At 71.2% G+C, this 22,459-nt stretch carries 17 protein-coding genes; 4 read left to right on the top strand and 13 right to left on the bottom strand.

The genetic code is table 11. The features are described 5' to 3' along the window. Positions 1-63: 63 nt before the first annotated feature. The 4 genes from ABD999_RS07835 to rpmE form a co-directional block, all read right to left on the bottom strand. Positions 64-711, bottom strand: coding sequence for an L-threonylcarbamoyladenylate synthase (locus tag ABD999_RS07835; RefSeq protein WP_148033921.1), 648 nt, complete (start codon positions 709-711; stop codon positions 64-66). A gap of 103 nt (positions 712-814) precedes the next feature. Next, positions 815-1,669 carry a peptide chain release factor N(5)-glutamine methyltransferase gene (prmC, locus tag ABD999_RS07840; RefSeq protein WP_219551045.1) on the bottom strand — a complete coding sequence of 285 codons (855 nt, stop codon included), beginning with the start codon at positions 1,667-1,669 and terminating at the stop codon, positions 815-817. Beyond that, positions 1,666-2,718: a peptide chain release factor 1 gene (gene prfA, locus ABD999_RS07845; protein ID WP_148033923.1), complete on the bottom strand. Its 1,053-nt coding sequence runs from the start codon at positions 2,716-2,718 to the stop codon at positions 1,666-1,668. The genes prmC and prfA overlap by 4 nt, the downstream gene beginning before the upstream one ends. Before the next feature lie 85 nt (positions 2,719-2,803). Then, on the bottom strand, positions 2,804-3,022 hold the full coding sequence (gene rpmE, locus ABD999_RS07850) for a 50S ribosomal protein L31 (protein ID WP_148033924.1): 219 nt from the start codon (positions 3,020-3,022) through the stop codon (positions 2,804-2,806). Positions 3,023-3,237: 215 nt separating this feature from the next. Here rpmE and ABD999_RS07855 point away from each other — a divergent pair, with 215 nt between their 5' ends. Next, entirely contained in the window at positions 3,238-4,272 is a 1,035-nt protein-coding gene (locus ABD999_RS07855) for a hypothetical protein (RefSeq protein WP_271275437.1), read from the top strand. 50 nt (positions 4,273-4,322) lie between these two features. Here the strand turns inward: ABD999_RS07855 and rho are convergent, their stop codons facing one another. The 3 genes from rho to thrC form a co-directional block, all read right to left on the bottom strand. Continuing rightward, a complete protein-coding gene (rho, locus tag ABD999_RS07860; RefSeq protein ID WP_271275438.1) occupies positions 4,323-6,314 on the bottom strand; it encodes a transcription termination factor Rho in 1,992 nt (663 codons plus the stop codon). Positions 6,315-6,771: 457 nt separating this feature from the next. Further along, complete coding sequence (thrB, locus tag ABD999_RS07865; protein ID WP_219551283.1) at positions 6,772-7,677, bottom strand: homoserine kinase; 906 nt, start codon at positions 7,675-7,677, stop codon at positions 6,772-6,774. Positions 7,678-7,815: 138 nt separating this feature from the next. After that, complete coding sequence (gene thrC / locus ABD999_RS07870; protein WP_148033928.1) at positions 7,816-8,874, bottom strand: threonine synthase; 1,059 nt, start codon at positions 8,872-8,874, stop codon at positions 7,816-7,818. A 251-nt stretch (positions 8,875-9,125) separates the two neighbouring features. On the opposite strand from thrC, the gene ABD999_RS07875 reads away from it, so the two are divergent. Then, positions 9,126-10,508 (top strand): glycosyltransferase family 2 protein, encoded by a 1,383-nt coding sequence (locus ABD999_RS07875; protein WP_271275439.1) that lies wholly within the window; start codon positions 9,126-9,128, stop codon positions 10,506-10,508. Positions 10,509-10,524: 16 nt separating this feature from the next. On the opposite strand, the gene ABD999_RS07880 is transcribed toward ABD999_RS07875, so the two are convergent. The 6 genes from ABD999_RS07880 to ABD999_RS07905 form a co-directional block, all read right to left on the bottom strand. Further along, positions 10,525-12,153 (bottom strand): glycosyltransferase family 2 protein, encoded by a 1,629-nt coding sequence (locus ABD999_RS07880; RefSeq protein WP_271275440.1) that lies wholly within the window; start codon positions 12,151-12,153, stop codon positions 10,525-10,527. After that, positions 12,150-13,232 (bottom strand): glycosyltransferase family 2 protein, encoded by a 1,083-nt coding sequence (locus tag ABD999_RS07885; protein ID WP_271275441.1) that lies wholly within the window; start codon positions 13,230-13,232, stop codon positions 12,150-12,152. Before ABD999_RS07885 ends, ABD999_RS07880 begins: the two co-directional genes overlap by 4 nt. A 229-nt stretch (positions 13,233-13,461) precedes the next feature. Continuing rightward, complete coding sequence (locus ABD999_RS07890) at positions 13,462-14,751, bottom strand: homoserine dehydrogenase (protein ID WP_271275442.1); 1,290 nt, start codon at positions 14,749-14,751, stop codon at positions 13,462-13,464. Beyond that, the gene (lysA, locus tag ABD999_RS07895) at positions 14,748-16,130 is read right to left on the bottom strand and encodes a diaminopimelate decarboxylase (protein WP_148033932.1); all 1,383 of its coding nucleotides are present in this window, start codon (positions 16,128-16,130) and stop codon (positions 14,748-14,750) included. Before lysA ends, ABD999_RS07890 begins: the two co-directional genes overlap by 4 nt. A 117-nt stretch (positions 16,131-16,247) precedes the next feature. Further along, on the bottom strand, positions 16,248-16,868 hold the full coding sequence (locus tag ABD999_RS07900; protein ID WP_271275443.1) for a DALR anticodon-binding domain-containing protein: 621 nt from the start codon (positions 16,866-16,868) through the stop codon (positions 16,248-16,250). A 22-nt stretch (positions 16,869-16,890) separates the two neighbouring features. After that, positions 16,891-18,732 (bottom strand): hypothetical protein, encoded by a 1,842-nt coding sequence (locus ABD999_RS07905; RefSeq protein WP_271275444.1) that lies wholly within the window; start codon positions 18,730-18,732, stop codon positions 16,891-16,893. Between the two features lie 70 nt (positions 18,733-18,802). On the opposite strand from ABD999_RS07905, the gene ABD999_RS07910 reads away from it, so the two are divergent. Beyond that, a complete protein-coding gene (locus ABD999_RS07910) occupies positions 18,803-20,452 on the top strand; it encodes an asparagine synthetase B family protein (RefSeq protein WP_271275445.1) in 1,650 nt (549 codons plus the stop codon). A 271-nt stretch (positions 20,453-20,723) separates the two neighbouring features. Beyond that, entirely contained in the window at positions 20,724-22,424 is a 1,701-nt protein-coding gene (gene treS, locus ABD999_RS07915) for a maltose alpha-D-glucosyltransferase (RefSeq protein WP_271275446.1), read from the top strand. The last annotated feature ends 35 nt before the right edge of the window (positions 22,425-22,459 follow it).

The following is a 22,459-nucleotide window of genomic DNA, read 5'->3' on the forward strand; positions in this document are numbered from 1 at the left end:
TCCCGGGCCCACCGTATTCTCGCCACCACCCACCGCGCAGGCGGGATAAGCAGACGGTATCGGTCAGCCGTCGGTCGCGACGTACCCGATGATGCCGCGCAGCTTCTCGACCGGGATGGCGCCGCGGCGCAGGAGCCGGGGCACGGCGGTGGTCAGGTCGAGGATCGACGACGGGGTGTTGTCGGTGGTCTTGCCGCCGTCGAGGTAGACCGCGACCGAGTCGCCGAGCTGCTCCTCCGCCTCCGCCGCGGTGGCGGCGGCCGCCATGCCCGAGCGGTTGGCGCTGGAGACGGCCATCGGGCCGGTCTCCTTGAGCAGGTCGAGCGCCACCGGGTGGAGCGGCATGCGCAGCGCGACCGTGCCCTTGGTGTCGCCGAGGTCCCACGACAGGGCGCGGTTCGCCTTGCAGACGATGGTCAGCGGCCCCGGCCAGAACGCGTCGATCAGGTCCTGCCCGTACGGTCCGAGGTCCTCGACGAGCGCGTTGGCCGCCCGTACGGTGCCGACGAGGACGGGCGGCGGCATGTCGCGGCCGCGGCCCTTGGCGTCCAGCAGCGCGGTGACGGCGGCGGGGGTGAAGGCGTCGGCGCCGATCCCGTACACCGTGTCGGTGGGCAGCACGACGAGCTCGCCGCGCCGGACGGCGGCGGCCGCCTCTCGCAGGCCCTCGGCCCGCTGTTCGAGATCGCTGCAGTCAAAGCGCTTTGTCACGGTCTCATTGCCTCACTCCGCTCGCGAGCGGCGCTCTACGAGGCCTCCTCCTTCCGTCATGTTCGGCGTCGTCCGGAGAAGGCCGCGCCGCTTCGCGTGCATCCTAGTCCTGGCCCAGCCTGGCGGTGACGAATCGGTCTCTGCGGGTGAGATCCTGCCGTAGCCGTACGTCACGCCAGCCGTTGTCTTCCGAGAACTGCAGGTAGACATCCCTGCCCTGCTCGTCGGCGTGCTCGACGGCGACCCAGCCGCCGGGGCGCAGCAGGCGCCGCGCGGTGAGCTCGACCGCCCGCACCTCGCCGAGCCCGTCGTCGCCGGTGCCGTAGAGGGCGCGTACCGGGTCGTAGTCGCGCACCTCGGGGTCGCGCGGCACCGCGCCGGGCGGGATGTACGGCGGGTTGGAGATGACCAGGTCGACCCTGCCGTTCAGCTCGGGCAGGGCGGCGGCGAGGTCCTCGGGGTGCAGGTGGGTGCGGCCCTGGCCGTGCTCGGAGATGTTGCGCTTGGCCCAGGTGTAGGCGTCGGGGTCGACCTCCACGGCGTGCACCTCGGACAGCGCCACCTCCTGGGCGATCGACAGGGCGATCGCGCCCGAGCCGGTGCCGAGGTCGACGACGAGCGGCGCGGTCACGTCCATCTCGCGCAGCGTCTCGATCGCCCAGCCGGTCATCACCTCGGTCTCGGGGCGCGGCACGAAGACCCCCGGCCCGACCTCAAGGTCGAGGTAGCGGAAGTAGGCGCGGCCGGTGATGTGCTGGAGCGGCTCGCGGGCCTCACGCCGCGCGACGCCCTCCCAGAACAGCGCGTCGAAGTCGGCGTCCTTCACGGCGTGCAGTTGGCTCCTGCGCACGCCGTGGACGAACGCCGCGATCTCCTCGGCGTCGGTGCGCGGTGACGGCACACCCGCCTCCGCCAGCCGGGCGGTGGCGAGGGCGATCTCGTCCAGCAGAAATGTCATGAGTGTTGTGCGAGCTTCTCCGCCATCTCGGCGTCGATGAGGGACTGGGTGACGGCGTTGAGCTCACCGTCGAGAACCTGGTCGAGGTTATACGCCTTGAAGCCGACGCGGTGGTCGGAGATGCGGTTTTCCGGGAAGTTGTACGTGCGGACCCGCTCGGAGCGGTCGACGGTGCGCACCTGCGACTTGCGTTCGGCCTGCGCGGCGGCGTCGGCCTGCTCCTGCGCCACGGCCAGCAGCCGGGCGCGCAGGATGCGCAGCGCCGACTCCTTGTTCTGCAGCTGGCTCTTCTCGTTCTGGCAGGAGACGACCACCCCGGTCGGCAGGTGGGTGATGCGGACAGCCGAGTCGGTGGTGTTGACGCTCTGCCCGCCGGGGCCGCTGGAGCGGTAGACGTCGATGCGCAGGTCGTTGGGGTCGATCTGGACCTCGACCTCCTCGGCCTCCGGGTAGACGAGCACGCCGGCGGCGCTGGTGTGGATGCGGCCCTGCGACTCGGTGACGGGCACCCGCTGCACGCGGTGGACGCCGCCTTCGAACTTGAGCCTGGACCACACGCCCTCGTCGCCCTTGGCCTTGATCGCGACCGTGACGTCCTTGTAGCCGCCCAGGTCGGACGGCTGGCTGTCGATGATCTCGGTCTTCCAGCCGATCCGCTCGGCGTAGCGGAGGTACATGCGCAGCAGGTCGCCGGCGAACAGCGCGGACTCCTCACCGCCCTCGCCCGCCTTGATCTCCATGATGATGTCCTTGTCATCGTTGGGATCGCGCGGGATCAGCAGGTGTTTGAGCCGTTCTTCGAGCTTGGGGATGCGCTCCTCGATCTCCGCCGCCTCGGCCGCGAACCCCTCGTCCTCGCCCGCCAGCTCCCTGGCCGCGGTCAGGTCGTCGCGGGCCGTCTCCAGCTCGCGGTAGGTGGCGACGATGGGGGTGAGCTGGGAGTAGCGCCTGCCGAGCGTGCGGGCCCTGCTCTGGTCGGCGTGCACGGCGGGGTCGGCGAGCTGCAGCTCCAGCTCGGAGTATTCCTTGAGCAACTCGTCGAGGTTCACCGTCGGGTCCTTCGTGTGTGGGCTGTGTTCGAACCAAGAACGCCGGCCCGCCGCACGGTCGTGCGTCGGGCCGGCGTCGGTGAAGCTACTTGCCCGAGGCCTTCTTGCCGAAGCGCTTCTCGAAACGCGCCACCCGGCCGCCGGTGTCGAGGATCTTCTGCTTGCCGGTGTAGAAGGGGTGGCAGGCAGAGCAGACGTCGGCGTGGATCACGCCGTTCTTGGCGGTGCTGCGGGTGGTGAACGTGTTGCCGCAGGAGCAGGTCACCTGCGTCACGTGATAGTCAGGGTGGATGTCGCGCTTCATGGCTGTCCTTTCGGGTGCGGTCGCCGGGTCGCCAGACAAGGTGCGACGGAGCGCAGGGGCGGGAGCCGGTACCGCGAAAATCGGTCAGCTACCAGTGTGCCAGATCCTTCAACCGTCCAGCGCCGCCAGGCATTCCACCCGATCTTGATGACGACCCGCGCCGCCGGTCACACTAGGCTCCCGCACATCATCGACCGGACGGGGGACGTCATCAGATGACAGGCAGGGCACGGTCGCTGCTCGCGGCCGCCACGGGGGCGGCGCTGCTCCTCACGGGCACGGGGGTGCCGTCCGCGCAGGCCGGCACGCGGTACGAGCGGGTCTCCACGGTGCCGGACTTCACGGGGGAGGTCCAGGCGGTCGCGTACGTGCCCGCCCACGCCGACGCGGAGGCCAGGGCGACGCTCAAACTGAAGGACCCGGACACGGTCGAGCGCGTCACCGGCTGGATCCTGCCGCCGGGCAAGCAGCGGCGCCGGGTCACGTTCGACCTCAGGCCCGGCTCGGCCACCGTCACCGGGAAGTGGACCGTCGCCCCCGGCGACCCGGCGGGCGCGTGGCGGCTGACCGCCGAGGTCACGCGCGGCGGCGCCCCGCGGGCCAACGACCTCACCGTGCAGGTCGCCGCCAGGCAGGCCATCACCGGGGCGACGGTCAGCCCCTCCCCCGTCAAGCTGGTCAGGGGCAAGGACGTCAAGGTGAGCGTCGAGGTCAAGGTCAAGGGCTCGGAGACGGTCACGGCCAAGCTGGTCGCCGAGAGCTCCACCGCCTACTACGACCTCGGCACCCTCGCCAGGGAGTCGAACGGCGTCCACCGCGGCGTCACGTACTTCGGCGACCACAGCCCGCCCGGCGAGTGGACGCTGCAGGTGCACGCCACCCGCGGCGGCGAGACGCTGAGGAGCCTGCTCTCCTTCACCGTCACGAAACCCGCCGCCGGCACCCCGGCCAAGGCCGGCGCCAGGGTCACCGTCGGCGTGCCGAAGAGAGTCGGCAAGGGCCGGTGGTTCCGCGTGCACGGCAAGGTGTACCGCGACGGCAGGCCGTACAAGCGCAAGAAGGTCCGCATCTCTTTCAAGGCCGTGGGCGCCGCGAAGTATCGCCTCGCCGGATACGCGACCACCAACTCCACCGGCCGCTACACCAGGTCCTTCAAGGCCGGCAGGGACGGCTACTACCAGGTGAAGTCGGCCGGCACGAGCAGGACCAGCGCCGCGCTGTCGCCGCAGCGGCTCGTGGACGTCCGCTAGAAACGGAACGGGCGGCGGGGTCGCCCCCGCCGCCCGTCGCGCGTCAGCCGCTAGTCGCGGTCGTTGTTGACCGTGGTCTTCTGCACCTGGAGCAGGAACTCCGCGTTGGACTTGGTCTCCTTCATGCGGTCAAGGAGCAGTTCCAGCGCCTGCTGCATGTCGAGCGCGTGCAGCACCCGGCGCAGCTTCCAGACGATCTGGAGCTCTTCCCTCGCCATGAGGATCTCTTCCTTACGGGTGCCGGACGCGTCGACGTCCACCGCGGGGAAGATGCGCTTGTCGGCCAGGGACCGGTTGAGCTTGAGCTCCATGTTGCCGGTGCCCTTGAACTCCTCGAAGATGACCTCGTCCATCTTGGACCCGGTCTCGACCAGGGCCGTGGCGAGGATCGTCAGCGAGCCGCCGTTCTCGATGTTGCGGGCCGCGCCGAAGAAGCGCTTGGGCGGGTAGAGGGCGGTGGAGTCGACACCACCCGACAGGATGCGCCCGGACGCCGGGGCCGCCAGGTTGTAGGCACGGCCGAGGCGGGTGATCGAGTCGAGCAGGACGACCACGTCATGGCCGAGTTCCACCAGGCGCTTCGCGCGCTCGATCGCCAGCTCCGCGACCGTGGTGTGATCTTCGGCGGGACGGTCGAAGGTCGAGTGGATGACCTCGCCCTTGACCGAACGCTGCATGTCGGTGACCTCTTCAGGCCGCTCGTCGACGAGGACGACCATGAGGTGGCACTCGGGGTTGTTGTGGGTGATCGCGTTGGCGATCGCCTGCAGCACCATCGTCTTGCCGGCCTTCGGCGGTGAGACGATGAGACCGCGCTGGCCCTTGCCGATCGGGGAGACGAGGTCGATGATCCGCGTGGTGAGGATGTTCGGCTCGGTCTCCAGGCGCAGGCGCTCCTGCGGGTAGAGCGGGGTCAGCTTGTTGAAGTCGGGCCGGTTGCGGGCCTGCTCCGGGTCCATGCCGTTGACGGTGTCGAGGCGGACCAGGGCGTTGAACTTCTCGCGTCGCTCGCCATCGCGCGGCTGGCGCACGGCTCCGGTGACGACGTCGCCCTTGCGCAGGCCGTTGCGGCGGATCTGGGCGAGCGAGACGTACACGTCGTTGCTGCCCGGCAGGTAGCCGCTGGTGCGCACGAAGGCGTAGTTGTCGAGGATGTCGAGTATGCCGGCGATCGGGATGAGGACGTCGTCCTCGCCGATCACGGGCTCGCTGCTGTCGAAGCGGTCACGGCCGCGACCGCGGTTGCGCTCCCTGAACCGGCCCCGGCGGCCACGGCCACCGCGGTCGTCGTCGCCGTCGCCCCGCTGGTCGCCCCCGCGCTGGTCGCCCCCGCGCTGGTCACTACCACGCTGGTCGCTACCGCGCTGGTCACTACCCCGCTGGTCGCCGCCGCGCTGGTCGCCTCGGCTGCCCGAGTCGGCGACGCGCTGGTCGCCGCCACGGTCGCTGCCGCGGTCGCTGCCACGGTCACTGCCACGGTCGCCGCGATCGTTGCCGCGTTCGCGGCGCTCGCCACGGCTGCGGCGCTCGCGCCGGCTCTCACCGCGCTCGCCACGGGAGTCGCCCTGATGGGCGTCCGCAGCGGGCTGCGCGGGCTGCTCGACGACGGGCTCGGCCGGAGCCGCGACGGGCTCGGCGGGCGCGGTCACGGTGGCCGCGGCGGCCACCGGCTCGGCGGCCTGCGGAGCGGGCTCTTCGGCGGTCTTGGCGCGGGAGCGTTCCCTGCGCGTCCGGGTGGGTCGCTCCGTGGCGGGCGCCGCGTCGGCCGCGGCGGGCGCCTCGGCGGCGGGAGCCGCCGCGCCTTCTCCGGAACCGCCACCCTGCTTCTCCTGGATGGCCGCGATGAGCTGGCTCTTCCGCATCCGCCCGGTCCCGCTGATGCCCAGCTCAGCAGCCATCTTCTGCAGCTCGGGCAGCACCTTGGCCGACAGGCCCGTGCCGGAGCGACGCGCGCGGGGCTTGGCCGCGGCGCGAGTGGGGGTGTCGCCGGACGCCGCAGATGTGCCTGTTGCGTCGGAGAGGAGTTCGGTGGTGTCGCTCAACTAAAAGGTCCTTCCCAGGGGTCGGGCCCCGGCTTCGTTCGACCGGGCGTCCCGGAGGTGCTTGCGATCCGGCGGGACAGACCGGGTCGGGGTGCACGTTTGCGATCTTCGGCCGCCGCTGGGGACGGTCGCCACTCTTGGCGAGGGGCTCGTCCAGGCCGCCACAGGACGGTGGCGCGTGGATGACACCCCCCAGATTGCTGCCGACAACCAGATGTCGAGGTGATCGAACGCGCGAGTCCCCGTCGTCGCCACCTCACGTCGGGCCAACCGGGTGTGGGCCAACCGGAGGCGACGGATTCCGGGGAGACAGCCGCGCTGCTCACGCCTCGCGACGTGAAGCATGATGCAACGATGTGTGGCTGACAAGCACGCACCCAACAAGGGGGCACCTGGTGCGGCTATCAGCCTAACATCACCAGCGCACACGGCTATTCCCTGAAGGTCTAGAGAGGCATCAGCGTGTCTCGGGGAACTGAACGTTCGCACCAACTGGGTCGACGTCCATTAGCTGGATGTGCCAGTCACTACCCACTTCTGGCGCGATCAAATCCTGCGAATCCGATGTCGAAAACGCAAGGACCGTGGGACCCGCTCCCGAAACGACGGCGGGCACGCCCACTGCACGGAGCCGTTCTACCAGATCCGCGCTCTCCAGCATGGCAGGCGCGCGGTAGGGCTGGTGCAGACGATCCTCGGTGGCGGCGAGCAGCAGCTCCCGATCCGGACGTCGGGTCAGCGCCGCGATCAGCAACGCGGCCCGGCCGGTGTTGAAGGAGGCGTCCTTGTGGGGCACGTCCTTCGGCAGCAACCCCCGAGCGGTCTCCGTGTCCAGTCGTACCGGTGGAACGATCGCGACGGGGCGGATGCCCGCGTCGGGCGTCAGCTTCACCATACGTGGTGCTCCGTCATGCTCGCTCCATGCGATCGTCAGGCCGCCGGCCAGGCACGGAGCGACGTTGTCGGGGTGGCCTTCGATCTCGGTGGCGAGCGCGTACACCGCGTCGTCGCTCAGCCCGCCGCCGCCCAGCGCCCGCGCGGCCAGGATGCCCGCGCAGATGGCGCCGGACGAGCTGCCGAGCCCGCGCGCGTGCGGGATCCGGTTACGGCACCGCAGCCGGATCCCGGCCGGCTGGGGGACGCCCATCCGGTCGAACGTCCTGCGCATCACCCTGACGATCAGGTTGCCCTCGCCGGTGTCGACCGTCCCCGCGCCCTCGCCCTCGACGGCCACCGTCACGCCGGGCTCGTCGGTGAGCGTGGCCTCGACGTGGTCGTACAGCGTCAGCGCCAGCCCGAGCGTGTCGAACCCCGGCCCGAGATTGGCGGACGTGGCGGGCACGCGTACCTCGACGGTGCTCATTTCTCACCTTTCCCCGCGGACCACGCGGCCCCCGGAACGCGAAGGCTCTTCATGCCTCTCGCACGCACATCCCCGTCATGCCATCCCTCTTCTCCCGCGACCGCCACCCGGACGCGGGAGCACCGTGCCGCGCGAGGGTCAGGCCAGGCTGAGCGCCGAGGCGGCGGCGTGGACGTCGATGGGGATGGTGATCGGGGCGGGCGCGCCGGAGATGGCCCAGTCGGGGTCCTTCAGCCCGTTGCCCGTGACGGTGCAGACGATCCGCTGCCCCGGGTCGACGAGGCCTTCGGCGTGCGCCTGGAGCAGGCCCGCCACGCTGGCCGCCGAGGCCAGCTCGACGAAGACGCCCTCTTCCTGGGCCAGCAGCTTGTAGGCGGCCGCGATCTGCCGGTCGGTCACCTTGTGGATCAGGCCGCCGGACTCGTCTCTGGCGGCCGTGGCGAGCTGCCAGGAGGCGGGGTTGCCGATGCGGATGGCGGTGGCGATGGTGTGCGGGTGGGACACGGGCGCGCCGTCGACGATGGGCGCGGCGCCGCTGGCCTGGAAGCCGAACATGCGCGGCCGCCTGGCGGCCAGGCCGTCCGCGGCGTACTCCTGGTAGCCCATCCAGTAGGCGGAGATGTTGCCCGCGTTGCCCACCGGGATGCAGTGGATGTCGGGGGCGTCGCCGAGCGCGTCGACGATCTCGAAGGCGGCCGTCTTCTGTCCCTGGAGGCGGAACGGGTTGACGGAGTTGACCAGCGCGATCGGGTAGTTGGACGACAGCTTGCGCGTCATCTCCAGGCAGTCGTCGAACGACCCCTCGACCTGCAGCAGCGTCGCGCCGTGGACGAGCGCCTGGGCGAGCTTGCCCATCGCGATCTTGCCGCGCGGCACCAGGACGGCGCAGGTGAGACCGGCGCGCACGGCGTAGGCGGCGGCCGAGGCGGAGGTGTTGCCGGTGGAGGCGCAGATGACGGCCTTGGCGCCCTCTTCCACGGCCTTGCTGATGGCCATGGTCATGCCGCGGTCCTTGAAGCTGCCGGTCGGGTTGGCGCCCTCGACCTTGAGGTAGACGTCGCATCCCGTCAGGGCGGAGACGCGGTGCGCGGGCACCAGCGGCGTGCCGCCTTCGAGCAGCGTGATGACGGGCGTCTTGGGGGTGACCGGAAGACGCTCGCGGTACTCCTCGATGAGGCCACGCCAGGACCTGCTCATGCTTGACTCCCTACCTGCGATGTTCCGCACCGAGTGTACGGGGTGGGCGGGGTGTGCGTGCTGAGCGGGGGCGAGCTGTCAAGACCCTGACAAGTGGGGTCGCGCAACGTCATTATTCAGCAAATTCCCAGCATCTCCCGATAGGGTCTCGCCAGGGGGTCATCCACATGAACGCGCGTCCTGCTTTGCCGCAGAACGACTATTCGGCCTTGCTGCCACCCGAGCTGGGTTGCTGGTCTCCGGCACTGTCCGTGAGCGTGGTGATACCCGCGCACGGGGGGCCGCACCTGGAGCTGACGCTCGCCGCACTGGCGGCGCAGACGTACCCGGGCCACCTCATGGAGGTCCTGGTCGTCGACGACGGCAGCGAGCCGCCCATCGTGCTGCCGGAGATCCGCCCGGCCAACACCAGGATCGTGCGGCCGGAGTGCGGCTGGGGCATCTCCAACGCCGTCAACACCGGCGTCAAGGCCGCCGACGGCGAGATCATCCAGCGGCTCGACGCGGACATGGTGCCCTGCCGCGAGCACATCGAGGCGATGGCCCGCTGGCACCACGTGACCGACTACCTGGTCACGATCGGCATGAAGAAGTTCGTCGAGGCGCCGCCGCTCACCGCCCGCGAAGTGTTCGGCGCCCGGCGCCTGGACGAGCTGTTCGACCTGGACGCGGCGGTGGCCAGCTCGACCGAGGCGACGATCGCCAAGACCGACGGGCTGCGCAAGAGCCGCAATCCGTACCACGTGTGCACGGGGCCGACGGTCGCCATCCCGCGCGAGGTGTTCCACGCCGTCGGCGGACTGGACCCGAACGTGCTGCGGGGCGAGGACACCGAGTTCGCCTACCGGCTGGCGATGCACGGCGTGGTCTTCGTGCCGGAGATGCGAGCGCGGGCCGTCCACCTGGGACTGCCCGCGCAGCACCGCGACAGGGAGCGCGCCGTGCGGGCCGTCGAGCCGTACCTGGCGCACCGCGTCCCGCTCCGGCGTGACCTGCGCAAGGACCGCGGGCGGCGGTGGCTGGTGCCGTACGTGGAGGTGGTGCTGGACGTCACGGGCGCCGCGGAGGAGGACGTGCGGCGCGCGGTCTCGGCGGCGCTCGACGGCAAGCTGCACGACGTGGTGGTGACGCTGGTCGGGCCGTGGTCCCGGCTGCGCGAGGGACGGCGGTCAGTGCTGGCGGACCCGCACTTCGACCTGCGGCTGATGCGCGACCTGTTCGGCCACGACGACCGGATCAGGCTCATCGACGAGGCCGCGCCGACACCCGCGCCGATCCCCTTCCGTTACCGGGGGCCGGTGGAGGTGCCGCTGCACCGGGTCACGCTGGAGCGCATGATCGAGACGGTGCAGAAGGACCTGACGGGCGTGCTGGTCGTGGACCTGCCGGACGGCCGCGAGGCCCGGCTGGAGCGCACCTCCGCGCTGGGCCGCGCCCTGCTCCTGTCGGGTCCGTGCGAGGACCCGGACGCGGTCGTCGGCACCACCCATGGGGTACGCCGCGTCTCCCCCGACCGTTACTGGCCGCAGCCGAAGGAACAGCCGCCGGCTCCAGTCACCATCCCGGCCCCGGCGGCCCCCGGCCCCGACCGCACCCTCCTGGGCCGCCTCAGATCCGCCCTGCGTCCCGACTGACGTACGAGGGAGGCGCCTACTTGCGGAGGGCGCGTTTGACGCGGGCGGAGAAGGCCGTGCGGAGAGTCTGCCGGCTGCGGTCGGCGGCGGACAGGTCGCGGCGCAGGCCCGCCGCCTCCTTGCGGAGCGTGGCGATCTCCCGGCGGTACTCGACGGCGCTCTTGCGCCACTTGCCCGCCTCGTCGCGCCACCTGGCCACCTCGCCCCGCAGCCGCTCGGTCTCCTTGGCCAGCCGCTCCGCCTCCGCCTGGGCCGCGACCCGGGCCCGGTAGGCGCTGCGGCGGCCCTGCGGCGCCGGCTGTTCGCCGGCGAAACCGCAGCTCTCACCGGACACCCAGACGATGCCGGACACCTCGTCCACCACGTCGTCGAGGTCCTCGCCGGGACCGGCGAGCAGGCGTGCCCTGGCGAAGGACGCCGCGCGTTCGAGCCGGGCGGACACCACCCCGTCCGGCGTCTCGTCGAGCAGGATGTTGATCAGCCCGAGCCCTTCGGTGCGCGCCCGTTCGAGCAGCGCGGCCACGGAGTCCTCGCCGGGCGCCCAGCCGGGCGGCAGCCGCAGCACGTACGGCACGGCCGGGTCGACGCGGTCGTCGGCGGCCAGCCGCACCCGGCTCTCGTACGCGTAGTGCCCGCGGACCAGCTCCAGCTCCAGGTTCGGGTCCCGGAGCGGGGCGCGGCGGTCGCGTTCGAGCGTGTCCCAGGGCCCGACGAGCACCACGCGCAGGTCGTGCGCCGTGCCCGCCAGCAGGGCGTCCACGGTGGCGCGCACGGTGTCGTACCCGGCGGTCCCGTCGACCAGGACCTCCAGGTACGGGATCTTCCACGTGCGGCCCGGATGGCGGCGCAGCCAGCGGTAGGCGGGGATGCGGTCGCCGATGAACGCGTAGCTGACCCGGTCGATGCGCTCCTTGTGGCGCATCCGCATGGTGGGTCCGAGATGGTAGGCGCGGGCTTCCGGTTCGGGCACGAACACGGCCCCCGCCTGCATGAGCCGGTAGCCCATCTCGGTGTCCTGGCCGAGGACGAGGTCGCCGTCCATGGGCCCGGCGGCCTCGATCAGCCGGGCGCTGACGGAGGTGGCGCCGCCGACGTGCAGGCTGAAGGGGCGCTCGCCGTTGTCGGTCAGCCCGTCGGTCCGCTCGACCAGGCGGACGATCCAGGCGTGCGGCTCGGCCGGCTCGAAGTACGCCTCGAGGTCGTCGGGCAGCTTCTCGGGCAGCGGGGACTCGGAGAAGCGGATGTAGCCGGTGACGGCGAGGTACGGGGCCGCGTGGTGCCAGCGCATGTGCGCCGTGATCGCGCCGGCGGTCGGCACCACGTCGGAGTCGAGCCAGTGGATGACGTCGCCCGTGGCCTCGGCCAGCCCGGCGTTGCGCGCGCTGCCGCGGCCGGGGGTCTCGCAGCGGATCAGCCGGGTGTCCGGCGGGCAGTCGGCGGGCAGCCGCAGGGGCGGGTCGCTGCCGTTGTCCACGACGATGACCTCGGTCAGACCGGCCGGGTAGGTCTGCCTGGCGAGCCCGGCGAGCACCAGGTCGAGCTTGTCCTGGGCGCCGTAGGCGGGGATGACCACGCTCACCCGCAGCTCCGGCTCGAAGTCCGCGGCGGGCCGGATCGGGCGGTAGTCGTTGTTGCGTACCCTCATGCCGCTTCCATCAGCAGGCTGGGACGGAAGCCGTGCCACTGGTTGGCCGCGACCTTGACGAAATGGGCCAGCGGCAGCTGCCAGGTGTGCTGCTCGCTCAGCCCGCGGCGCAGCACGTACCCGAGCCCGTGGGTGCGGTACACCCGCGCGCCGAGGCCGGTCGCCGCCTTGAGAAACTCCCGATCCACTGCCGAATGCAAGGCAGGAAACCCCCCTATTTCCTGAAATTTCTCCCGGGACAGCAAGATCGTCCCGCCCGCTATGTGATCCGCCCACACCTCGCTCGGGTACGAGGCCCCGCTCGCGAAGGTCGTGCGCCTGATCGTCAGATTGAGCGGCTCCAGATAGAAGAACTCGCCCGTCATACCGACCACGTCGGCCCCCGAATAGGCAGCGGCCATGAGCAGATCGGAAAGGTGGCCGGGACCGTACCAGTCGTCGTCGTCCCACTTGGTGACGTAGTCGCCGCCGGCCCGGGCGGCGGCCCGGTTCAGCACCTCGCCGAACGGGACCCCGGCGTCCGCCTCCACCCAGCTCACCGGCAGCGGGCAGCCCTCGACGGCCTCCCGCACCCGCTCGAACGCGACCCCGTGCAGCCCGAGCACCACCTCGGCCCGCACCCCGCGCTGGCGCGCCATCTGGCCCAGCGCGGAGGCGACGTACTCCGGCCGTTTGGTCGCCATCACCACGCTGACCAGCGGCTGCGCGGGCCGGCGAGGCGCGGCCAGGCGGCGCAGACGGATGCTGTGCTCCTCGCGCCGCAGGTCGGCCAGGCACCGCGCGGTGCCGTCGGGCTCGTGCGCCAGCCAGGAGTGGTCGGTGAGCGGCTCACGCAGTTCCTCCGGCACCCACGAGGGCGCCCCGGACGACGTCAGCGGCACCCCGGCGGCGGCCATGCGCATGACGCCGTCGAGCGGCACCCGCTGCTCGGGCCAGTCGACTTCGAGCCCGCGCAGCGCCCGCAGCGCCGCCTCCCCGGGCTCCTCCTGCCCGTCCACGACCCATTCGCCGTCACGCCAGAGCAGGCGGGCGAGCCCTTTCTCCGGCGTGCGCGCGAAACCGCATGGGGTGAGGGACATCGATGCTGCTCCTGAGGACCGGAAACTCGACCGGCGCCTACCTTACGCCGCTTCTTACACAAGCGGACTCATCCGGTGTTCTTTCCCGGAAACCCCGAAGGCTGGTCACAGCACTCATTCAGCATCTTCTACGCGTAGTTACATTTCCCGCAGAAGATCACGGATAGTGTACGAAATCATCCCGTGATCAGCTCTTCACGATCACGGGATGAAAACGGTGATTCGCCGGTTACTCGTCGCCCTCGACGCGCATCACGCTGGCGACGGCCCGGACGATGTCGAGCTCGCGCAGCCCTTCCATCGTCGCCGAGAGCGCCGCGTCGGTGGCCCGATGGGTGACGATGACGAGCTGGGCGTCGTCACCGTGGCCCTCCTGGCGCACCGTCTGGATGGACACGTCGTGCTTGGCGAACAGCTCCGCCACCCTGGCCAGGACGCCCGGCTTGTCGGCGACGTCCAGCGCGACGTGGCAGCGGGTGACGGTCTCGCCCATGGGATGCACGCGCAGCGACGCGTAGGTCGACTCCTGCGGCCCGCGGGCGCCGGCCAGCCGGTTGCGGCCGACGGCCACCAGGTCGCCGAGCACGGCCGAGGCCGTGGGGGCGCCGCCCGCGCCCTTGCCGTAGAACATGAGCTGGCCCGCCGACTCGGCCTCGACGAAGACCGCGTTGTAGGCCTCGCGCACCCCGGCCAGCGGGTGGGACCTGGGGATCATGGCGGGGTGGACGCGGACGCCGATGGAGCGGCCGTCGTCGGAGCGGGCGCAGATGGCCAGCAGCTTGATGACGTAGCCCATGTCCTTGGCGGAGGCCACGTCGGTGGCGGTGATCTCGGTGATGCCCTCGCGGTGGACCTGCTCGGCGGTGACCCGGCTGTGGAAGGCGAGGCTCGCCAGGATGGCGGCCTTGGCCGCGGCGTCGAAGCCCTCGACGTCGGCGGTGGGGTCGGCCTCCGCGTAGCCGAGGGTCTGGGCCTCCTCCAGGGCGTCGGTGAAGGACGCGCCGGTCGAGTCCATCTTGTCGAGGATGTAGTTGGTGGTGCCGTTGACGATGCCGAGCACGCGGTTGACGCGGTCACCGGCCAGCGACTCGCGCAGCGGCCGCAGCAGCGGAATCGCCCCGGCCACGCTCGCCTCGAAGTAGAGGTCGCCGCCGCCGGCCCTGGCCGCTTCGTACAGGCTCGCGCCGTCTTCGGCCAGCAGCGCCTTGTTGGCGGTGACGACGGACTTGCCGCGGGTCAGCGCGGCGGTGATGAGCGAGCGGGCGGGCTCGATGCCGCCGATGACCTCGATGACGATGTCGACGTCGTCGCGGGTGACGAGCGACTCGGCGTCGGTGGTGAACAGGCCGGGGTCGACCTCCACGTCGCGTTTGCGGCCCAGGCGGCGCACGGCGACGCCGGCGATCTCGAACGGGGCGCCGACGCGGGCGGCGAGGTCGTCGTGCTGCTCGTGCATGAGCCGGATGACCTGGGAGCCGACCACTCCACAGCCCAGCAGGGCCACCTTCAACGGTTTCACAGCTGCCCCCTCAACAGGTCGTCCTCGGTCTCGCCCCGCACGATCACCCGGGACCGGCCGTCGGAGACGGCGACCACGGCAGGTTTGGGCAGGTAGTTGTAGTTGTTGGCCAGGGAACGGCAGTAGGCGCCGGTTGCGGCGACCGCCACCAGGTCGCCGGGCACCAGGTCGGCCGGCAGGTAGCAGTCGCGCACGATCATGTCGCCGCTCTCGCAGTGCTTGCCGACGACGCGGCTCAGCATGGGCGCGGCGTCGCTCTCACGGCTGGCCAGCACGACGGTGTATTCGGCGCCGTAGAGTGCGGTGCGGACGTTGTCGCTCATGCCGCCGTCGATGCTCACGTACGTGCGCAGCCCCTCGACGTCCTTGACCGTGCCGACCTCGTACAGGGTGATGCCGCCGGTGCCGACGATGGCGCGGCCGGGCTCGACGGTGAGGCGGGGCACGGGCAGCCCGGCGTCGGTGCAGACCTTGCGCACGATCTCGCGCAGGCTGTCGGCGATGGTCTTGACGTCGAGCGCCTCGTCGCCCTCGACGTAGGCGATGCCGTAGCCGCCGCCGAGGTCGAGCTCGGGCAGCACGACGCCGTGCTCCTCCTTGATCTGCACGAGCAGCGCGGTGAGGCGGCGGGCGGCCACCTCGAACCCCGCCGTGTCGACGATCTGGGACCCGATGTGGGAGTGGAGGCCGACCAGCTCCAGCGACGGCAGCTCCAGGACGCGGCGCACGGCCTCGGCGGCGGCGCCGGAGCTCAGCGACAGGCCGAACTTCTGGTCGTCGTGGGCGGTGGCGATGAACTCGTGGGTGTGCGCCTCGACGCCGGTGGTCACCCGGATCATGACCTTGGGCCGCTTGCCGAGCTCGGCGGCGAAGTAGCCGAGCCGGGCGATCTCCTCGTAGGAGTCGACCACGACGTGGCCGACGCCGACCTCCAGGGCCCGCCTCAGCTCGGCCGACGACTTGTTGTTGCCGTGGAGGGTGATGCGCTCGGCGGGGAAGCCGACGCTCAGCGCCACGGCCAGCTCGCCCCCGCTGGCCACGTCGAGGCCGAGCCCCTCGTCCTGCAGCCAGCGGACCATCTCCTTGCACAGGAAGGCCTTGCCCGCGTAGTGGACGTCGGAGCCGGCGAAGGCGGTGACGTAGTCGCGCATGCGCGAGCGCACGTCGTCCTCGTCGAGGACGTACAGCGGGGTGCCGTACTCGCGGGCCAGATCGCGTATGTCCAGCCCGCCGATCGTGAGCGCGCCGTCGGCCCGGCCGGCCGTTCGCGGCCAGATCGCGGGGTTGATCCGGTTGAGGTCGGCGGGCGCCAGCGGAGGGCGCTCGTGGGGCGGCGGCTCGGCGTGCCGGTCCCCGGCTGGGTGGGCGAATCGACTCACCCGATCGAGGCTATCGGAACGGCCCGTCTGCCCGTGCCCGGTGCTCACCTATCGAGACACGATCATGGGCCGACGGGCGAAGATTTTACGTCTTTTTACTGTTTCGCCGGATATATCTTAGATGCGATCCGGTCCCGCCAGCACGCTCTCCACCGCCGCCGCCAGCCGCACCCGCGCGGTGTGCACCGGCCGCGGCGGCGCGTCTCCCATCGGCACCGCGGGGGCGCGCTCGTGCGCGTCGTGGTACGCCAGCGCCAGCCGCACCTGGTAGGCGTCCCAGCCCGGATCCCTGCTCGCCGCCCGTCCCGGCAGCTCGGCCAGCACCCGCAGGACTTTCCTGTCGTACGGGGACTCCAGCAGGCCGGGCCGGAAGCCGGTCTCCGGGACGCCCAGGTCGCGCGCCCACCGCCGCACGCCCGCCGCCCGCGCGTGCCCGTACCGGACCACGAACCCGGGGTTCTCCCACGTACGGGGGAAGTCCGGCCAGGCGGGCTCCGGCAGCGCGGGAGGTTCGAAGTCGTCCAGGAGCGCCCCCGGCACGGCCACCACGACCCGCACGAACCCGCCGGGCAGCGCCTCGGCCCCGGTCACGCCCGGCAGCGCCCGCAGCCGCGCGGCCAGATCCTTCGCCGGCACCCCGCTCCGCAACGCGGCGGGCGAGACGTAGGCCGCCTCCCGCTCCCACGTGCCGTCAGGGACCGGCGGCTCCCCGAGCACCTCCGCCAGCCGCGCGATCACCGGGACCCCCGCCGGCGCATGGTCAGATGAGGGCGTGCGGCTCGGCGGAGCCGTACTCCACGAGGTGGGCGGCGCCGAGGAGCCAGCGGTCCTCGTCGCGCACCCGGACGTAGCCGAACCGGTCGGCGGCGAACACCTTGACGCCGTCCTGGCGGCACTGGCGCATGAGCACCTCGTCCCAGCCGTCGGTGAGGTCGGCGAAGCCCAGCTCGCGCAGCGGGTTGCGGCGGGCGAGCAGGGTCGCGCCGGCGATCTCCGGCAGGTAGGAGTATTCGGCCTCCGGCTGCTTGAGCAGCGTGGCCTGCGGCTTGCGCAGGTGGGCGTAGAAGGCGGCCTTGCCGACGATGTCGGCCGTCGTGAACAGGAAGGCGCGCCGCAGGTCGGACAGGTAGTGGGAGCCGTAGACGTCGCGCGGGTCCATGACCGCGACCAGGTCGGCCTCGCACAGGTCGAGCCCGCGCCCGAGCATCGCGCCGACGGTGAGCTCGGGACGGAGCGGCCGGTGGATCACGTCGGCGTCGGGCAGCACGTCGCGGGCGCGCTCCCCCGCCTCGGGCGGGCCGAAGACGACGAGCTGGGCGACCCCGCTCTGCCTGGCGACCTGGGCCAGCGCGTGCTCCGTCCGCCCTGGCTCGGGGATGACGAGCAGGACGGAGGTGTCGAGGGTGGCGCGGGCGCTGGGCAGCCCGACCTTGTCGAGCAGCTCGTCGATCCGCTCGGTCATGGTGCCGCTGTCGTAGGCGCGCCGCAGCGCGACGTGCGCGCGTCGGGTGTCGGGGTCCGGGCCGATCGGGGTGCCGCAGGCGGCGATCTCGGCCAGGCGCCACATGGGCGTGCCGGGCGGGCAGTCGACGCCGGCCGGCCAGCGGTAGGAGGTCAGCACGTCGGGATAGGCCAGGTGACCCGGCAGCAGCTGGTCGAGGGTGAGCACCCGGTCGATGCGTCCGCCGGACAGCGGCAGCGGGTTGTGCACCCGGGGCTGGACGCCGAACTGCAGGCGCGGCCAGCCGACGGTCAGGTCGGTGGTGAAGCGGTGCTCGAACAGCTCGGCGGAGGCGGCGTAGGCCGACACGTCGCCGTGGGTGTGCCAGAACACGGTGCGGATGCCGCGCTCGGCGCACCAGGCCAGCAGCGCCTTGAGCCCGTCGCCCGGCTCGCCGCGCAGCTCCTCGGCCCACGGCCCGGTCGCGACGGACTCGACCACGAGCAGGTGGGGCACCTCCAGCGGCAGCACCCTGGCGAAGTCGCGCGGCGTGAACCCGGTGGTCTGCCGCCACTCGTAGCGCAGCAGCGCCTCGGCGTGCGGCTCGGCGATCACCGCGGCGGTGATGTGGGGGCGGGTGTTGGGGCCGGTCGGCACCCGGAACGGCCTCAGCTTGAACGACTCGCCGGCGAGCGTGCGGGTCGTGGTGGTGGCCTGGAAGGCGGCGCCAGGCCGGTCGTCCTTGCGCTGGACGACGACGGGCTTGCGCTTGGGGGCGATGGGCCGCTTCACCGGCTTGGTGGCGCCCTTGAGCTCCTTGGCCAGCCGGACGGGGTTGCTCTTGCCGGTCTTGATCGCGTCGCCGAGCCTGCTCCAGCGCGCGACCTTGATCGACTTGAGCTTCCAGTTGGCCACCTCGGCCTGGTAGCGCTGCTCGGCCAGCTCCTTGCGGAGCTTGTCGGCGGCGGCGCGCTCGCGCTCCAGGTCTTCCTCGGCCCCCGCCAGCCGTTCGGCGAGCGCCTTGACCTCCTCCGCGTGCCGCTCGGCCTCGGCCAGCCTGCTCTGCGCCGCGTCCAGCAGCCTCGCCAGCTCGGCCGCGTGCTCGGCCTGCGCGACCGCTTCCCGCAGCGCCTTGCGCGTGCTCTCCAGCTCGGTGGACAACTGGACCTCCGTCTCTCAGCCCGGCAAAGGATACTCTTTTGCGGGAAGCGGCTCGAAGGGAAGAGATCCGGTGCAGTTCATCGTGCGGCCCTATGTCTGCGGCGGTCTCGGACGGATCGACAGCGCCCTCGTCGGCAAACTGTCCTCCGCCGGCCCTCGCGTGCGCCCCGCGCTCCAGACGGCCGAGGCGGCGCTGTTCAGCTCCGCCCCGCTGCCTCCCTACCAGCGTTCCGGCGAGGCGTTCGCGTTCTCCTGGGGAGAGCGCAGGCCGCCCGCCGCCCGCGCGGAACGGGCCGCCGACTGGATGGCGGTCGCGGAGACGTACGAGACGCCCGGCCTGATCGGCGACGGCCCGCGCACCACGCTGCACACCGGCGCGCTCGGGCTGGTCGACGTCTATTACGTACGGATCGGCGAGGCGGTCTACTTCTCGTCCCTGATCCAGCCCTTGATGGCGCTGGTGCCGCTGGAGATCGACTGGTCTGCCTGGGCGTCGATCCTGCGGGTGACGTTCCCGCTGGGCGAGGCGACTCCTTACCGGGAGATCAAGCGGCTGCCGGGCTCCAGCGCGCTGGTCTGGGACGGCGAGCGGCTGTCGACCGAGCGCAGGCTGCCGCGCTGGCTGCGCAGCGAGCCGTACGAGACGTGGGTCGGCGCGGGCGAGATCGTGGAGCTGCTGCACGACGTCTACAAGGACTACGACGGCCGCAAGCTGCTGGTGCCGATCAGCGGCGGCTACGACTCCCGGCTGCTGGGCAGCGTGGCGAAGTCCCGGGGGTTCGACGTGGAGTCGTGGACCACGAGCCCCGACGACGGCACCGACACCGACATCGCCTTCGCCAGGGCGATCACCGGCGAGCTGGGCATCCCGCACCGGGTGATCACCCAGGACGCGGCCTCGTACCCGGACGACGCCGCGGAGGTGGCGCGCAGGCTCGAATACCTGACGCCGCACCACGCGTGGTACGCCCCGTTCGCCAAGGAGGTCCACACGTCGGGCCGCATCCTGGTCGACGGGCTGGCGGGCGGGCCACTGCTGAAGAACTTCATGGTCAGCGGCGCCGCCCTGGAGGCCACCAGCCAGGCCGAACGGTCGGCGGCCGTGCTGGGCTCGCTCAGCCTCGGGGCGCCTTCGCAGCCGTTCCTGTCGGAGGCGGCCGGGGCGTGGATCGACGAGACGGTGCGCGAGCAGTTCGCGGCGGCCACCTCGATGCTCCACGGCCACCGGGCCGAGCTGCCGCTGTCGGTGCTCCACACCCGCACGGTGCGCGGCATCGCCCGCTCGGCGGTCAACCTGGTGGGGCCTGAGGCGTCGTTCGCGGCGCCGTTCATCCACCCGGACTTCTTCGACGCGGCCCTGTCGGTGGGCGTGGCCCGCAAGGACAAGGGCCGCTTCTACCGCGAGGTGCTGCACGCCGCCGACCCGCGGGTGGCGGCGCTGCCCTCGACCAACGTGATCAAGCAGCCGCTGCGGCGGGTGGCGCTGCGCTCCACGGCCGCCCCCGCGCGCGACTACTCCCACCGGATGCTGCGGGTGGTCGCCACGCGGGTGCCCGGCCTGCTGTCGGATGAGCTGCACGCGCTGGTCGCCGACGGGCCCGACGCGCTGACCCGGTTCAACGGATGGAACGACCGGTTCTGGGTGCGCGGGCTGGTGCTTTTCGGTCTCTGGCTGAGTGACTTCGAAAACGACCTGGATGACCTCTCTGCCCCGTTCTAGTTACACCGAGAAGAACAGCCAGTAACATCACGGTTACGCAGGGATCTCCGGGGTATTACAGCTGGCACACCACAAGCGGGTTCCGGAAAGCCAACGGGCTGGTAGTGTTCGGCCCGTAAGCGCCGCACAAGCGGGCACCGGATCACAAATCCGGGCCTGTCAAGGGCATGGATTCGCAGGGATGACGACTCCACGCGGCGCGGTCACCAGATATGAACGCCGGGGTACCCGGTGACTTCGTCCTGCCCACATCTCCTTCTGTGAGCGACACATGATCAACGCATCCCCATCACCGGAGCCGGTGGCCGAGAACTTCATCTCGGAAGATCCGGCTTGGTACAAGCGGGCGGTGTTCTACGAGGTTCTCGTCCGGGGGTTCAAGGACTCCAACGGCGACGGCACCGGAGATCTTCGCGGCCTCGTCGAGAAGCTCGACTATCTCGAGTGGCTGGGCGTCGACTGCCTCTGGTTGTTGCCGCTCTACGAATCGCCGCTGCGCGACGGCGGCTACGACATCTCCGACTACATGAAGATCCTGCCGGACTTCGGGGATCTCGCCGATTTCATCCAACTGGTGGAGGCCGCCCACGAACGCGGCCTGCGGATCATCACCGACCTGGTGATGAACCACACCTCTGATCGGCATCCCTGGTTCCAGGCGTCCCGTCACGACCCTGAGGGCCCGTACGGCGACTTCTACGTCTGGTCGGACGAGCCGACGGGCTACCCCGACGCGCCGATCATCTTCGTCGGCGCCGAGGAGTCCAACTGGACCTGGGACCCTGTGCGCAAGCAGTACTACTGGCACCGGTTCTTCCATCACCAGCCGGATCTCAACTATGACAACCCGGCGGTGCAGGAGGCCATGCTGGAGGTGCTGCGCTTCTGGCTCGACCTGGGCATCGACGGGTTCCGGCTGGACGCGGTGCCGTACCTGTTCGAGCGGGAGGGCACCGCGTGCGCCGGCCTGCCGGAGACGCACGCCTACCTGAAGAAGGTCCGGGCCGAGGTCGACCGCCTCTACCCTGACCGGGTGCTGCTGGCCGAGGCCAACGGCTGGCCGGAGGACGTCGTCGAGTACTTCGGCGACCCGACGGTCGGCGGCGACGAGTGCCACATGGCCTTCCACTTCCCGCTGATGCCGCGCATCTACATGGCGGTGAAGAAGGAGACCCGGGAGCCGATCTCCGAGATCATGTCCCGTACGCCGAAGCTGCCGGACACCGCGCAGTGGGGCATCTTCCTCCGCAACCACGACGAGCTGACGCTCGAGACGGTGACCGAGGAAGAGCGCGACTACATGCACAGCGAGTACGCCAAGGACCCGCGGATGCGGGCCTACCTCGGCATCCGCCGCCGGCTGGCGCCGTTGCTCGACAACGACCGCGACCGGATCGAGCTGTTCACCGCCCTGCTGCTGTCGCTGCCCGGCTCGCCCGTCATGTACTACGGCGACGAGATCGGCATGGGCGACAACATCTGGCTGGAGGACCGCGACTCGGTGCGCACGCCGATGCAGTGGAGCCCCGACCGCAACGCGGGCTTCTCCACCGGCGATCCGGGCCGGCTCTACCTGCCGGTGGTCATGGACCCGATCTACGGCTACCAGGCCATCAACGTGGAGGCCCAGCAGCGCAGCGAGGGGTCGCTGCTCCACTTCACCCGCAAGATGCTGCAGATCCGGCGCGACCACCCGGTGTTCGGCACCGGCTCGTACACGGAGATGTGGTCGTCCAACCCGTCGGTCCTCACGTACGTGCGTGAGGAGGGCGACGACGTGATGCTCTGCGTGAACAACCTGTCGAAGTTCCCGCAGCCGGTGGAGCTGGACCTGCGCCGGTTCGAGGGCATGACGCCGGTGGAGGCGCGCGGCGGCGTGCACTTCCCGGTGATCGGCGCCCTGCCCTACCTGCTGACCCTGCCGGGTCACGGCTTCTACTGGTTCGCGCTGCGGCGAGAGGCGACGCGCTGACCGATCACCGCCCGGTGACCAGGTGACTGGTCACC

It is taken from the genome of Nonomuraea ferruginea (assembly GCF_039540635.1).
Classification (GTDB): Bacteria; Actinomycetota; Actinomycetes; order Streptosporangiales; family Streptosporangiaceae; genus Nonomuraea; species Nonomuraea ferruginea.

Coding starts and splice junctions, on each gene's coding strand:
- rpmE (WP_148033924.1), bottom strand. CDS start 3,022: ATGAAGCGCGACATCCACCCTGACTATCACGTGACGCAGGTGACCTGC.
- treS (WP_271275446.1), top strand. CDS start 20,724: ATGATCAACGCATCCCCATCACCGGAGCCGGTGGCCGAGAACTTCATC.
- prmC (WP_219551045.1), bottom strand. CDS start 1,669: ATGACATTTCTGCTGGACGAGATCGCCCTCGCCACCGCCCGGCTGGCG.
- ABD999_RS07885 (WP_271275441.1), bottom strand. CDS start 13,232: ATGTCCCTCACCCCATGCGGTTTCGCGCGCACGCCGGAGAAAGGGCTC.
- thrB (WP_219551283.1), bottom strand. CDS start 7,677: ATGAGCACCGTCGAGGTACGCGTGCCCGCCACGTCCGCCAATCTCGGG.
- ABD999_RS07855 (WP_271275437.1), top strand. CDS start 3,238: ATGACAGGCAGGGCACGGTCGCTGCTCGCGGCCGCCACGGGGGCGGCG.
- ABD999_RS07880 (WP_271275440.1), bottom strand. CDS start 12,153: ATGAGGGTACGCAACAACGACTACCGCCCGATCCGGCCCGCCGCGGAC.
- thrC (WP_148033928.1), bottom strand. CDS start 8,874: ATGAGCAGGTCCTGGCGTGGCCTCATCGAGGAGTACCGCGAGCGTCTT.